This window comes from Desulfofundulus australicus DSM 11792 (genome assembly GCF_900129285.1).
GTDB classification, from domain to species: domain Bacteria; phylum Bacillota; class Desulfotomaculia; order Desulfotomaculales; family Desulfovirgulaceae; genus Desulfofundulus; species Desulfofundulus australicus.
This window is the reverse complement of record NZ_FQUW01000011.1, coordinates 43,775-57,502: the sequence shown is the minus strand read 5'-3', so window position 1 is coordinate 57,502 and position 13,728 is coordinate 43,775. Positions and strand designations below refer to the sequence as shown.

10 protein-coding genes are annotated in these 13,728 nt (G+C 47.6%); 8 read left to right on the top strand and 2 right to left on the bottom strand.

Translation table 11 applies throughout. The features are described 5' to 3' along the window. Positions 1-31: 31 nt before the first annotated feature. From BUB44_RS05290 to BUB44_RS05280, 3 genes are read left to right on the top strand one after another with little or no spacing between them, the layout of a single operon-like run. The gene (locus BUB44_RS05290; RefSeq protein ID WP_073163795.1) at positions 32-2,326 is read left to right on the top strand and encodes a phosphoadenosine phosphosulfate reductase domain-containing protein; all 2,295 of its coding nucleotides are present in this window, start codon (positions 32-34) and stop codon (positions 2,324-2,326) included. Beyond that, entirely contained in the window at positions 2,316-2,588 is a 273-nt protein-coding gene (locus tag BUB44_RS05285) for a hypothetical protein (RefSeq protein ID WP_073163792.1), read from the top strand. The genes BUB44_RS05290 and BUB44_RS05285 overlap by 11 nt, the downstream gene beginning before the upstream one ends. Beyond that, entirely contained in the window at positions 2,572-2,979 is a 408-nt protein-coding gene (locus tag BUB44_RS05280) for a hypothetical protein (RefSeq protein WP_073163789.1), read from the top strand. Before BUB44_RS05285 ends, BUB44_RS05280 begins: the two co-directional genes overlap by 17 nt. A 443-nt stretch (positions 2,980-3,422) precedes the next feature. Here BUB44_RS05280 and BUB44_RS15215 read toward each other — a convergent pair whose 3' ends face one another. Beyond that, complete coding sequence (locus BUB44_RS15215; RefSeq protein WP_131821582.1) at positions 3,423-3,815, bottom strand: hypothetical protein; 393 nt, start codon at positions 3,813-3,815, stop codon at positions 3,423-3,425. Between the two features lie 18 nt (positions 3,816-3,833). On the opposite strand from BUB44_RS15215, the gene BUB44_RS05275 reads away from it, so the two are divergent. The 5 genes from BUB44_RS05275 to BUB44_RS05255 all read left to right on the top strand — a co-directional run bounded on the left by BUB44_RS05275 (position 3,834) and on the right by BUB44_RS05255 (position 12,831). After that, a complete protein-coding gene (locus tag BUB44_RS05275; protein WP_131821581.1) occupies positions 3,834-7,232 on the top strand; it encodes a hypothetical protein in 3,399 nt (1,132 codons plus the stop codon). Positions 7,233-7,234: 2 nt separating this feature from the next. Next, a complete protein-coding gene (gene pglZ, locus BUB44_RS05270; protein ID WP_073163784.1) occupies positions 7,235-9,505 on the top strand; it encodes a BREX-4 system phosphatase PglZ in 2,271 nt (756 codons plus the stop codon). A 12-nt stretch (positions 9,506-9,517) separates the two neighbouring features. Then, positions 9,518-10,981 carry a BREX system Lon protease-like protein BrxL gene (gene brxL / locus BUB44_RS05265; protein WP_073163781.1) on the top strand — a complete coding sequence of 488 codons (1,464 nt, stop codon included), beginning with the start codon at positions 9,518-9,520 and terminating at the stop codon, positions 10,979-10,981. Positions 10,982-11,122: 141 nt separating this feature from the next. Beyond that, the gene (locus BUB44_RS05260) at positions 11,123-12,211 is read left to right on the top strand and encodes an AAA family ATPase (protein ID WP_073163777.1); all 1,089 of its coding nucleotides are present in this window, start codon (positions 11,123-11,125) and stop codon (positions 12,209-12,211) included. Further along, on the top strand, positions 12,211-12,831 hold the full coding sequence (locus BUB44_RS05255; RefSeq protein ID WP_073163774.1) for a DUF3226 domain-containing protein: 621 nt from the start codon (positions 12,211-12,213) through the stop codon (positions 12,829-12,831). Before BUB44_RS05260 ends, BUB44_RS05255 begins: the two co-directional genes overlap by 1 nt. A 76-nt stretch (positions 12,832-12,907) precedes the next feature. Here BUB44_RS05255 and BUB44_RS05250 read toward each other — a convergent pair whose 3' ends face one another. Continuing rightward, on the bottom strand, positions 12,908-13,654 hold the full coding sequence (locus BUB44_RS05250) for an ABC transporter ATP-binding protein (protein ID WP_073163771.1): 747 nt from the start codon (positions 13,652-13,654) through the stop codon (positions 12,908-12,910). Positions 13,655-13,728: the final 74 nt, after the last annotated feature.

Here is a 13,728-nt window from a genome sequence, read left to right as displayed (position 1 = left end):
ACAATCATTAAACTAAATGGGGTTTTGAATTATGTACGACATCCTCTGGGATAAGGAAACCGGTGGCATTTTGCTAACTGAATCAAAAAGTGAAGTGATCAGGGGGGAGATACGCCCCGTTTTTTTTGAAGAGCTGGATCTGCTGGGGTTTAACAGGCACTGGTCCTATGCGCAAGTTGAGGAACCCCTGCTCTGGGCCACTCCGGGGCGGCGCTATTTCTACCGGGGTGAACTGGTCGCCGAGGCAAAGGGAGGGGGTTTTTTTGAAAATCCGGAGATTGAATTTCATGAAAAAAACCTTCATCTACAGCCCGTTAAAGTTAAAACCATGCTGGCGAAAAATTCCCTGTTGCTGGAAGGGTTGGTCCAGCAGGCCATAGAATCTATTTGGGATACTTACAAAAAGTATCGACCGAAGGTGGATGCCGCTGCCGTGGCCTTTAGCGGCGGGAAGGATTCCCTGGTACTCCTTGACCTGGTGCAGAGGGCGCTTTCTCCCGGTGAGTTTGTGGTCATCTTTAGCGATACCACCATGGAAATAAGCGCGACTTACGATGCATTGGAAAAAGCCCGGCAAAGGTGGAAACACCTTTATTTTTACACGGCACGGGCGGAAAAAGATGCGCAAACCACCTGGCGGGAATTCGGTCCGCCCAGCAGGGTTCACCGCTGGTGCTGCACGGTTCATAAATCCGTTCCCACCCTTTTGTGTTTAAGAGAGCTGGTGGGTAAACCTTCTGTAAAGGCGCTGGTTTTTGACGGGGTGCGCTGGGAAGAAAGTTTGATGCGCCAGAAGTATTCCCTGGTTTCCGAAGGGAGCAAGCATAATACCCAGATCAATGCCAGCCCTTTGTTGAACTGGAGTAGCGGGGAGATTTTTCTTTATTTGTTTAAGAGAAACATTTTCTTTAACCGGGCGTACCGGTACGGGCTGGTTAGAGTAGGGTGTGCGGTATGCCCTTTATCCTCCAAGTGGACAAATCAAATAACCTGGCTAGTTTTTCGGAATGAAGTTGATAAGTTTTTGGCTATATTACGGGATTATGCACGTCAAAAAAACGTTTCTGAGAATGAAATAGAAAAATTTATAAAAGAAAGGGAGTGGAGAGTACGCGCCGGCGGTCGCGATATGGATACCGGGGGCACCGGCGTGCTGGAGACCGGCGGAAAAAAAACTGTCACCTTTTTCATCCGCCGGCCCCGGGAAGAGTGGGTGGAATGGGCGAAGACTCTGGGATCTCTGGTCAGGGAAGGGGATGGCCGGGGGAGGATTGAAAACGGGTCCGTGGGTTATCCCTTCCGGATTAAAAGACATGATGAAGGTGTGGAAGTCAGCCTGCGGAATATAGACCGGGCAGACCGTTTTTTCTTGAGCCATTTGCGGGCTGCGGCCAACAAAGCAGCTTACTGTAATCACTGCCGCAGTTGTGAGGTGGAATGCCCGACGGGGGCCCTGCAGATAAACGATACGGTAAAAATTGCTGAAGACCATTGTATTCACTGTGCGGCCTGTCTTACTTTTGTAGAAAAGGGGTGTCTGGCGGCCAAGTCTTTAGCCATAAGCAGGGGAGGTAGGGGTTTGAAGGGGCTGAACAGGTACCAAACGTTTGGGATGAGGAAAGCCTGGCTGGAAGAGTATTTTCGCGACCCGGAAAAATGGTGGTATGAAAACAGCCTGGGCAACAGGCAGTTTGAGGCCATGCGGGTGTGGCTGCGGGAAGCGGAAATAGTGACGGGTACCAGAATAACATTACTTGGGGAAAGATTGAGGGAATGGGGGACGGAAAATCCTTTAACCTGGGCCGTGATCTGGACCAACCTGGCTAGGAACTCTATTTTGGTTGACTGGTATCTACATAATGTACCCTGGGATAGCAGTTATTTGAAAGAAGAACTAGTAGAGTTTTTGGACGAAAATCTAGCAAAAAGGTCACGCGAAAACGCCATTACTACCCTAGTCGGTTTATTGAGAGACACCCCCCTGGGTGGTGAGCTGGGTTTGGGGATTGTACAAACTAAGGGAAAGCTAACGACCATCACCAAGCGCGGTTGGGAGAGTGTTCCCGCCCTGGCCGTTTTGTACTCCCTTTACCGTTATGCAGAAAGGGTTGGCCGGCACGGTTTCTCCCTTTCGGAACTGCTGAACGGGGCGCCGGAGGGTCCCCATGCGCTTTTTGGGTTGTCCCGGGACCGGTTGGCCGGGATGCTGCGGGCCATTTCCTCCCGCTGGGAGAGATGGCTTTCTGTGGAACTGGTTAGGGATCTGGATAACATATACCTGGACCAGAGCCGTTCATCAATCGAGGTGCTGGAGCTTGGCGGGTAAAGAGAAAGTTACAGGTTGGTCGAGACACCAGCATTTCGGTTTACGCAAGGAGTGGCTGGAGCTCTATTTACAAGAACAGCAGGAGTGGGAACTCAGCGGGTTATTAGGCAACCGCCAGGTACAGTCTTTCAAAGTGTGGCTGAGGACCACCGGTTTGCAGGATAAACGGGGAAAGGAAACCTTTTCTGGCGGCGCTTTTCCGGGAGTATGGCCTGGAGGAAATCCTGCCCTGGGAGTTGCTCTGGGTGAACGTGGTCTTTAATTTTCCCACCGCTGCCTGGTACGTGCAGGAACTCGGCCTGGGCACCTGGACAACAGGAGAAATTAGAGAACAATTACTTTTTTATGTTCCCCGTTTGGCTTTAAGGACAATCAACAATGCCGTCATGGAACTGGTAGGCCTCCTGGAAAGAACGCCGTTGGGCAGGGAAATCAACCAGGGGGAGGTTTTACCTTTGCGACCGCGTCGTGTGCAGCGAAAGGGCCACGTATATCCTTCCGTGGAAGCCCTTTGTTTTGCTGCCTGCCGCCTTTTTGAGCAGGAGAAAAGAGAAAGTTTGGAAATAAGGGAGAATCTCCTCTGGCCCTGGGTCATTTTTGGCTGTGCGCAGAAATATGTGCTGGGCCAGCTACTTTGCCACGGGCAAAAATAGTTTGAGGTGACCGGGGATCGCTTGCTTGCCAAATATATTCCCGAGGAGTGGTGGGCATGTGGCTCTATGCTGACTATTTGGAAGTGAGGAAAGATTTTATTCCGGTCTTTTCCGAGGAACAGGACCGCAACCAGCCGGCCGCGTGGAAGTTTTTTATCCCCCACGGGGGGTTGCGGGAAATCTTACATGGGATGATCCGGGCTTTGGAGCGCGGCAGCGCTAAAGATAAGTTATCCTTGTGGATGCACGGAGCATACGGGACGGGGAAAACTTTTGCAGCCTTTGTTTTAAAGCACCTGCTGGAAGACGACCTTGCAGAAGTGGAGGATTATTTCCGCAAGCACCAGAAACTGCTCGAACTCTGGCCACGATTAAAAGCCCTGCGGGAAAGAGGGCGTTACCTGGTCGTCTACCGTTCCGGTTCTGCCCATATCACCTCTTCCTTAAAACTGCTGGTGGAAATTCAGCAGGGGATTAAAGAAAAACTGAAGGAAAAGGGATACGGCGATGTTACCGGGGAAACCCTTTACGACGCTGTTGTCCGAAAGCTTGCCGATCCCCGGAGTACCTTTGACTGGCCGAAAGCCTTTGAACGATACAGGGGAAAGTTTCTCGATTTTTCCTCTGCAGAAGACGTATTGGACAAGCTTAAAGCAGGTGATGTTGAACAGACGGTGAACCTGGTGGAAAGGGTCGCCCGGGTTCTCGAAAATGAAGGCTTTATAGTGCAGGATGACCCGCAGAGTATAAAGAACTGGCTGAAGGAGATCATCCGGCAAAATTCTCTGGCGGGTATCCTCTTCATCTGGGACGAATTTACTGACTTCTTTACCCATAACATTGCCACTTCGACTTTGCAGGAACTGGCCCACGCAACTGCGGAATCCCCTTTTTACCTTTTTTTAATTACACACAAATCACCGCAAACGTTCCAGAGAATAGATGAAGACACAAAGAATAGGCTCCTGGAACGTTTTCATAACTTTCATTTTGAGATGAAACCGGTAACGGCCTATCAGCTAATGGCTAACGCCATCGAAGTGAAAAAGGATGCGCAACAGCAATGGGAAATCAAGAAAGAAAGCTTATGGAGCCGGGTGCAAAGGGCAACCGTAAGCCTCCTGGGTGATGAAGCGCGCATGGAGGACTTTAAGGGCCTCATTCCCCTGCATCCCTTTGCGGCCTTTTTGCTGGCCACCATTTCCCGGCAGTTTAGTTCCAGCCAGAGAACCCTGTTTCGGTTTTTAAAAGAAGATGTGGATAATTCATTTATCCAGTTTATAAAGAATTATCCCCAAAATAACTGGTTCTGGTTGACTGCCGATATTTTGTGGGATTATTTTTTCCGGGATGATAATCCCGAACTTACCGAACGGATCCGGGATATCATGGGATATTATCATTCACGTCTAGATTTTATCGGGGGAGAAAATGAAAGGAAAGTATTTAAAGTTTTGATGCTTCTTTTTGCTCTGGAGCGGCAGATGCCGGGGGAAATATTCTTGCTGCAACCTACCAGGGCAAGCCTGGAGTTGCTATTTGCAGATACACCGGTTGCAGAAAGGTTGAAAGACATCATTCAAAATTTGAAGAAAGGGGATTTTATTCGCTCCCTTTCCACTGCTTCAGGAGAAAGATTCACCATTCCTTCCCGGCCTGTGGATGAAAGAAAACTGGAAGATATAAGGAAACAGTTTAAGGCAGCCTTTCCTTTTGAAAAGATTATTACGCCCACTGGGGAAATTGGAAATCAACTGGTAAAGATCTTTGCCCTTGATGGGGCGGCGTCCCGCCGGCAGAAATTAACGGTGGTTTCTTTGAAGGAGTTGAAATTCAGGAGGGAGCGGGTTGAACCGGCACTGGAACCCTATCAAATAGGCAATGTGCTGGTGGTGGTGCAGGATGAGGGGCAGCTGGAAGAAGCCGAATCCCTCGCGGCGCAGTTATCCGGAAGATCTGAGCGCGCTGCCTACCTGGTGCTCCAGGCTCCTTTCAGCCAGAAAAAATGGGAGGAATGGATAGATTATAAGGCGCACCAGAAATACTGTAGCGATGAAAACGATCGTGATAATGCAAAGTATTATGCCCAGCAAATGAAAAACATAGTGGAGAATTGGTTGACAAAAGTGTCCCTTCTCAAACATAAAGGGTATTTTGGGGGAGAGGAAATTGAGATAATCGGTCAAGCGGGTTATAAAAAATACTTTCAGCAATTAGCTACAAAAGTTTTTCCTTGTGGTCCCGAGCAATTAACCCAGGTCAATACCCTTTATGCAACAAGTTATGGCAAGGTTGGTGCGGAGATTGGATTAGGGATTAAAACAAATATTATCGAGCCCTATAAATCGCTGGTTTTTGAATTGAAAAAAGAGGGCTTTTGGGAAGGAGACGGTTTTGTTAAAAAACCGGAACACTTCTTAAGCCGGATGAAGCAGGAAATTGAACGGATTTTTGCGACTGATGAAAACGTTAGATTAATGGAAATCTGGGAAACCCTCCAGGCTCCTCCGTATGGTTTGGTACCTTCACCGGTAGCCATTACCCTGCTGGGATGCCTGCTCAGAGATTACGGGCAGGGGTATTACTACTGGGATGGAAATAATTGTTTTCCTCTAAATCCCAATAAGCTGGCAGAACTGATTGAAGGTGTTATGAAAGGTAGAAGGGGCTGTGATGAATATGAGATCCGACGATCTTCTCCGGAAGGTGAAAGGTTTTGTGAACTTATCCGGGAAATCTTTGGCTTACCTACCGAGAGTACAGCATATCCGGAGGAAGCAAGAAAGGCACTGCGCAACAGCCTTACGGCAATGGGTTATCCGATCTGGGCTCTACAATATGTGTTAAAGAAAAATGACCCTGATCTTGAGGATTTAAATAACGTTATTTATAAACTCGGAGCCATGTTAAGTGTTTCAGAAAACGAAAATCTGAATTTAGGCGGCAACCAGTTGAAGGATCTCGTTAATTCTCTTATTAAAATGAAGGCAAGGTTGAAAGAATTGGTTTCCAGGGAGAATTTTGCCGCCGGGATGAAAAATTTCTTCGCCGAAAAGCAGCCTGGCCTGCTGGAAATGCTGGAACGTCTGAAAATCGATTTGCCATCTTTTATGAGAAGGTTAAGATTGACTTTAAATGAAGAAAGCTGGCTCTGGCAAGAAAGTCAGGTTTCCAGCCGCCTGCCGGAGTTGTATGCGGAATTGGAACTTCTCGAAGCCCTCAATCAACTGTGTGCAGCCGAAAACCAGGATTTTGAAAAGGCAATTAATTATTTTAACGATTCATGGCTAAAAGCAGGAAAGCTTCCTTTGAAAATTTTGGCTGAAGTAGATGACATTTCCATAAAAAGGATTTTTAGCGATCTTGATGAATTAATTTCCACCCGGGGAAGGGGTTTTGGTAAGAAAATTGCACTGGCCGAGCAATTAAAAGCAGCAAAACATGAAATTCGACAGGCACTTAAAAATCAAACGGGAGCTTTGCAACGCTGGATAAGAAATAATCTGGGGCAGGACATAACTTTCTCTGAAGCTCAAGAAATCTATAGAGAATTGCCGGAGCTAAGTAGTGAAAACAACCTAGAAGAAATCAAAAGGATTGTGCAGAGCAAGATCGACGCATTGGGTAAGCGTAAATTGCTACAAAAATTAAAGGAAGAATGGATGTCGCTAACCCAAAGCGAAACACCGTCCTCCTGGAGCAGGAAACAGAAGGTTCCTGTTCGATGGGTACTGGAAGGACCGGAGTACGCGAAATTGTTTTCTCTGGTAAATCATCCGGAAACAAAAACGCAGGACGAGCTTCAAGAAGCTTTAGATTTCTTACGAGAACACGCTGAAGAGATAAAAATGCTTGACCAGGAAAGTTTTATAAATGATAAGTTTTTGTCCTTTGTAGCTAAAGATTATAAAGAGCTCTTTCAGGAAAAGGGAGACGTAGAAGATTTAAAACAGTTTCTCTACGATCACTTAGGGGAAGATGTTTTCAACTGGCACGAAAGGTTAAATAAAGTAAATGAGCTGGTAAATCATTGGTTAAACGATTATTATCAAAGGAAAGCCTTTCCGCAGGTTCTAAATAAAATAGATAATATGCCGGAAACACAGGTTAAGAACTTGCTGAAGTTACTGGCAAAGAATCCTCTGGTGGGGAATCTTTTGCTACGCGGGGAAAAAGGTATCGTTACCGGAATTGAGGATATGCAGGATGATCATTCTTCACGTCTTTCCTTTGCCGGTCCGGGGAGGTATTAGCTGTGCGGGAGTTTAAAGAGATTGCTTCCCTATTGGATTTTATAAAAAATGAAGCAAAAGTGCCCACCCGCTACCCCGCTCGGTTTATACTTGTTCGAGGGTTGGACGCCTGGCAGGAGCTCCTAAAAAGTTTGAGATTGGAAGTTGATGAGGTTTTTACCCTTTCTACCTTGTGTACGAATGATGATACCTTTCCTTATGTTGAGGGCATAATCCCCATACTCAAGGGGATGAAAACCACTAAAATTTTAGTTCTACCTCTGGCAGAATGCCTGCGTTTTACCGGTGAATTCAGGCCGGTTTTAAGGGAGCTGGCAACCTGGGAAGATGTCGGCTATAAAAGGGTGTATATACCCCTGATGGAACTTGATGATATTTTCGGATACGAAATGAATATGATTGCCCAATCCTGGCAGGAAAGGCTGCCAGAAGTCCTTTCTTTTACGAATGGCGGTAAGGTAAAGATAACGGTACTCCCATTTAAGCTAAAACGAAGCACCTGTAATATGGTTACGGGAATCAAAGCATATTTAGAAGCCTGGGAAAAAGGCGGTCAGGGTGAGCTTATCCTCGTTACCGGGTGTGCTCCTTACTTAAGTTTAAGCGGGAGGGTAGGAAATTTTGAGGTTCGGGTTTACCAGAGCGGATATGATTTTTTAAAGGAACGGGCCCAGGATTTTTTAAAATGCGAGCCGGGCTGGGGTACAGAACGTCAGTGGCAGTGGCTGGCCGGGGAGATTAAAGACGGTGAGGATTTTAATGCGCTGGCGGCCAGGATATTAAATGTTAATCGCTATGATTTGGATCAATTATCTTTGCGATGGGGTACTTTCGATCCGGACCGGAAATGGCTATTCTGGATATGGAGCAAGCTGCGGGCACCTGCAGGAACCCTGTTCCACATGGTTTTAAAAGACAATAATGATGTCAACCAGCTGGAAGAGGCAGTTGCCAACCAGCCCTTCAAAGAAAAACTGGATCTTGTTTTGCTGGAAGAACGAAAAGAACTGTTAAAACGGCTGGGGATAAAAGAAATGCCTGCGTCGTTCTGGCAACTTTTCGCGCAATTAAAGGATCCTTTAGACAAGCTGCAGGTCCTGACCGGTTTAACTTACCGGGAAAAGATCCAGGTAATCCTGGCGGTTAAGGAATTACTGGAAAAAGATAGAGAGAGAAATATCTGGTGGCCTTACCTGGAAATAGTATACCCTGAACTGGCTTATTATCTTACACCATTTTCTCACGAAGATCATTTCCTGTCAGAATATTTTCAGTCATATACTTATTCCAGGATCCTGGACACTCCCCGGGAGAAACTGCTGACCATGGCCCGACAGGCGGCGGAAGAAAAGAAAATATGGACTTTTCCGACCAGGGAAAGTATCCTGGAGAAATATTCCCAGAATATCTTTAAATTCTGGATTGATGGAATGGGCCTTGAGTGGCTGGGCTTATGGAAAGGGTTGCTCAGCCGCAACGAGGAGATAAAATTGGAAGTTGTCGTGGCGAGAACAAATTTACCCACCACCAGTGAATACAATAAAGGCTGGCATAAAGAAGAGGAAGTGGACCGGAGGCTGGATGACCTGGCTCATAAATATAACTATCAGTTTCCTGCTTCTTTGGTAGAAGAAATTAAGGTGATCGCTGAGGATGTTGAAAAAATGGTTCAGCTCTTAAAAGAAAAAGGGGAAGTAATTATTACTTCCGACCACGGCCTTACCCGGTTTGCCTTTGCGGGAGGAAAGTCTACCCCGCCGCAAGGGGCGCAGATACATAAATGGGGCCGCTATGCGGAGTTAAGGGAAAGCTCTGAGGAGTATGCCATTTATTCTACCAACTGGATTAATGATGGCAGAAGAATTTTTCTAGCTGTACACGAAAAGTTTGAAGGGGGAGCCTGGTCCAGCGGGGAAGTTCACGGCGGCGCTACTTTGGAAGAATGCCTGGTGCCGGTGATCCGGCTTTGGATGGTCCGAAAAGACGGAGCAGTAGCCAGTCCCAAAATCGCTATTTTTACCTCCGTGGTTAAACTGAATATCAGGGGAGAAGGGTGTCTGGAGGTGGAATTAACCGCTCCGGTCGAGGAGGTTACCCTGCAAGTTGCTGGGCAGGTTTATTCTGGCGTCCCGGAGGGCGGAAAGTGGGTAATCGAGATAAAAAATCTCAAAGCAGGAAAGTATCGGGGTAGACTGGAATATGAAAGGGGTTTTTTGGGCGAAATAGAATTTGAGGTGGCCAGGGGACTTATGGAAGAAGACCTGGGATTGTGAGGTGCAATTCCGATGGGCAGGGCGATCAATGAAAATATCGCGAAGTTAAAAAGTATCTTTTCGGAAATGCTCGTTTATAAAAACCCCCAGCGAAATAAATTTTTTTCTGCGTTAGGTATCCCTTCTTACCTGCGTGACTGGCTGGTAATGCGTTTTGCAGATGGCGAGGGGAGGATTAACATTGAAGAAGTTAACGAATATGTGAGACAGTATATTCCCCGTCGTGAGCAGTGGGAATTAATGAAAAAAGAGATGAGTAAAGAAGGAAGAAGGATTCGATTTTTAGCAAAAATAAGGGTGGAAATGGATGTTAGGACTGGGGAAGGTCTTTTCAGTTTGCCCGATCTGGGTTTTCCGGGGCGAAAATATGAAGCCCTGATTGCTGATCATGTATTACGCGAAAAAAAAGAGGCTTTGTTCACATCTTCAGAGACCTGGGGTATTGTTGAGCTCGAGTGGCGAATGGAAAAAATCCTCGGGCGGCAAGAAGAAGGCCGGGTATTTTTAATTGATTTTAAACCATTTCGTCCCTACCGGGTAGACCTGGAGTTTTACCAGGAAGCAAGGAAAGAATTTAACCTTGAGGAATGGATTGATATACTTTTAATGGCGGTTGACTACAACCCCGCTGGTTTTTTAAGCATTGAAGAGAAATTGACCATGCTTAGCCGTTTGTTGCCTTTTGTAGAGAAAAGAGTAAATATTATTGAACTGGCTCCAAAGGGAACAGGAAAGTCTTATCTTTTTTCCCAGATCAGTAAATACGGGTGGCTGGTTAGTGGGGGGAGTATCAGCAGGGCGCGATTATTTTATGACCTCAGCCGGCGCAGCACCGGTCTGGTGAGTCGTTATGACTATGTTGCCCTGGATGAAATCCAGAGCATTAGCTTTCCTGACGAAGAAGAAGTACGGGGGGCACTTAAAGGATATTTAGAAAGTGGCGAATATAGGGTGGGGGACTATCGTGGAGTGGGTGAGGCTGGATTTGTCTTGCTGGGCAATATCAGCGAAGATAACATGAATGAAAATACCAATATGTTTCGGGAGTTACCGGCCATATTTCACGAGTCAGCCCTCATCGACCGTTTTCATGGCTTTATTAAAGGCTGGCATGTTCCGCGGATGAGAGAAAATATGAAGGCGGAAGGATGGGGGCTAAATGTAGAATATTTTTCAGAGATATTACATGCTTTACGGAGCGAAATTCGCTACCGTGCCATGGTTGATGAACTGCTTGAGGTGCCAAAGGGGGCAGATACCAGGGATACCGAGGCGATAAAAAGGCTGGCCACTGGATTTTTAAAATTGTTATTTCCCCATGCTCTTTCGATAAACGATATAAAGATTGACGAGTTCATGGCATACTGCCTGAATCCGGCCCGTCTGATGCGGGCGACAATTAGAAAACAACTTCATCTTATGGATTCTGAGTATACAGAAGCCGTGCCAGAAATAAGATGTGCTTCTATTACATAAAGTACTTAAAGTACTTAAAGATTTTACAAGAGGATCTTTTCTATAAAGAACGGTGCATATCTGTATAAAACAGTACTACCAGGAAGGCGGGGGCGCAGGACGGCAAAAGTTATGAAATCGAGACTATGGGAGGATGTTGTGATGTACCTTTCCTTTAAGGTTACTAACTTTCGTTGTTTCCACGAACTGGTTATGGAAAATTTTGCTCCCGTTAATCTGATTGCAGGGATGAATAACGTCGGCAAAACAGCCCTTTTGGAGGCTCTATTCCTGCACTGTGGAGCATATAATCCCGAGCTGGTCCTGCGCATCAGTACGTTTCGAGGTATCGAGCCGTCTTTTAAGATAGAATCAGGAAGAACCGCAGAAACACCATGGGATTCCCTTTTTGCCGGCTTTGATCCGGCAAAGGAAATAGAACTAACAGGGAAAAGCAAAACTGCGGGTTACCGCACCCTCAGGTTGAGGATACTCCGTGAACCCCTGGAAAATCCGGGAGTTAGCTTATTTATACACTCAAATCAGGGGAAACCTGCTGAACCGTTGCTGTCCACCGACACTGATCTTGTGCTTGAGCTGGAATACAATGAGGCACAGCGAAAGGGTAAGCACTATCTGGTTGTGGGGCCGAAAGGAATTCAGGTCCAGCCTTTTCCTCCGCCTCCGCCGCCCATCCCGGCTGTCTTCCTGGCTGCACGCGGCCGGATTTCTCCTGCTGAAGATGCCGAGCGTTTTGGAAGACTGGAGATCACTGGTAAGCAAGATGTGCTTTTAAAAGTCTTAAAAACGGTTGAGCCACGGCTGCGCCGCCTGAGCGTGGTGGTTGCCGGGGGGGTACCAATGATCTACGGCGATCTCGGCCATGGCCGTCTCATTCCCCTACCGGTTATGGGGGAAGGAATGGTACGTTTGGCCAGTCTGGTACTGGCGATTGCCAATACTGGAAAAGGTGTGGTGCTTGTAGATGAAATCGAGAACGGGCTTCACCACTCCGTTTTATATAAAGTGTGGCGGGTCATTGGGGAAGCAGCACGGACGTTTAATACCCAAATTTTTGCCACCACCCATAGTCTTGAGTGTATTAGGGCTGCCCACAGGGCGTTTAGGGATAGCGGGCACTATGATTTTTGTCTGTACCGGCTGGAAACCCTGGGAAAAAGTACCCGGGTAATTGCCTACGACCAGGAAACGCTGGAAGCGGCCATGGAGACGGACCTGGAGGTGCGATAGTGAGCGTCAGGATAGAGAAATCCCATGTGCTGGTGGTGGAGGGTAAGGATGAAGAGCTTTTCTTTGCCGCGCTCATTGATAACTGCAAAAACGAATTAAACCTGCCTGATATTCAGATTTTGCCTATCGGGGGAAAATCCCGGCTGCCCGGGAATTTAAAGGCGCTTGTGAACTCTCCCGGTTTTACGAAAGTAATTTCCCTGGGGATTGTCAGGGATGCGGATGAAGACGCCCGGGCGGCTTTTCAAAGTATTTGCAGTGCTTTAGGGTCCGCAGGTCTGCCCGTTCCCCCTGCCCCCCTGGTTTCCGCCGGAAGTAATCCTTCTGTTATAACCGTCGTTTTGCCTGGAGATAACAGGCCTGGGATGCTGGAAGATGTATGCCTGGCTGCCGTTCAAGATGAGCCTGCTTTGCTTTGCGTAAAACAATATTTTGAATGCCTGCAGAATATGAGCCTTTCTTTACCACGGCAGATTTCGAAAGCAATGCTGCAGGTTTTTTTAGCTTCCCGTCCCGAGGTTGGGAAACGTTTGGGTGAAGCGGCCCTGGCAGGATACTTCTCTTTGTCCAGTGATGCCTTCGGGCAGTTAAGAGAATTTCTTAGACGTATGTCTGTTTAACAACTGTTTAATGTGTTTGGCCGCCGCCCGGGGGCAAAGTTGCCGGTGAATGGTCCGGGCCGGCTTGTGTTTTGCTTTACCCCGCTGCGTCGCTTTCAAAGACCCGGTAAAGGGAAGTAATGTAGTTTTCCCGCCGGGGTTTTACTTTAAATATTTCCTCGAAGGTGCCTGTTTTGACCAGGCGGCCGTTTTTGAGCACGGCCACCCGGTCGGTGAGATAGGGGACCTCCGAGAAATCGTGGGTGACGAAAACAGCGGTTATCCCCGTTTCTTTTAAAAGCCTGTCCAGTTCATTGAGCAGGGACAGGCGGGTGGGGAAATCCAGGGCGGAAAAGGGTTCGTCCAGGAACAAAACGTCCGGTTCCAGGGCAAAGGCCCTGGCCAGGCTGACCCTCTGGGCTTCTCCCCCTGAAAGCTGGTGGGAGCGGCGCCCGGCCAGGTGGGCAATGTCCAGCAGTTCCAGCCAGCGGCCAACCCTTTTTTTAATTTCCTCCCGGGGAACGCCCCGCAGCTTCAATCCTGTGGCCACATTATCATAGACTGTCGTGTTTAACAAGAGCGGTTCCTGGAATACCACGGCCATGCGCCGGCGAATGGCCAGGGCATTGCGGGAGGTAACGGGTACGCCCCGGAAGGCCACGGTTCCACGGGTTGGTTTCAATAAAAGGGCCATTACCTGTAAAAATGTGCTTTTGCCGGCTCCATTCGGCCCGATCAGGGCGATGGTTTCCCCCTCCTGAAGGCTGAAACGTTCGATATTTAATATTTCCCGGTTTCCCCGTTTGAACTGTAAATCGTGCACTTCTAAGATGGTGTCGTTCACCGGATGATCCTCATTTCTAAGATTTGCTTTGATTAACGCAAAGATTAAAGGGCCCGTCCAGCTTTTGTGGCTGA

Excerpts from the sequence above, each read along its gene's own strand:
- BUB44_RS05290 (WP_073163795.1), top strand. The coding sequence starts at position 32 with ATGTACGACATCCTCTGGGATAAGGAAACCGGTGGCATTTTGCTAACT.
- BUB44_RS15215 (WP_131821582.1), bottom strand. The coding sequence starts at position 3,815 with ATGGGTAAAGAAGTCAGTAAATTCGTCCCAGATGAAGAGGATACCCGC.
- brxL (WP_073163781.1), top strand. The coding sequence starts at position 9,518 with ATGGGCAGGGCGATCAATGAAAATATCGCGAAGTTAAAAAGTATCTTT.
- BUB44_RS05260 (WP_073163777.1), top strand. The coding sequence starts at position 11,123 with ATGTACCTTTCCTTTAAGGTTACTAACTTTCGTTGTTTCCACGAACTG.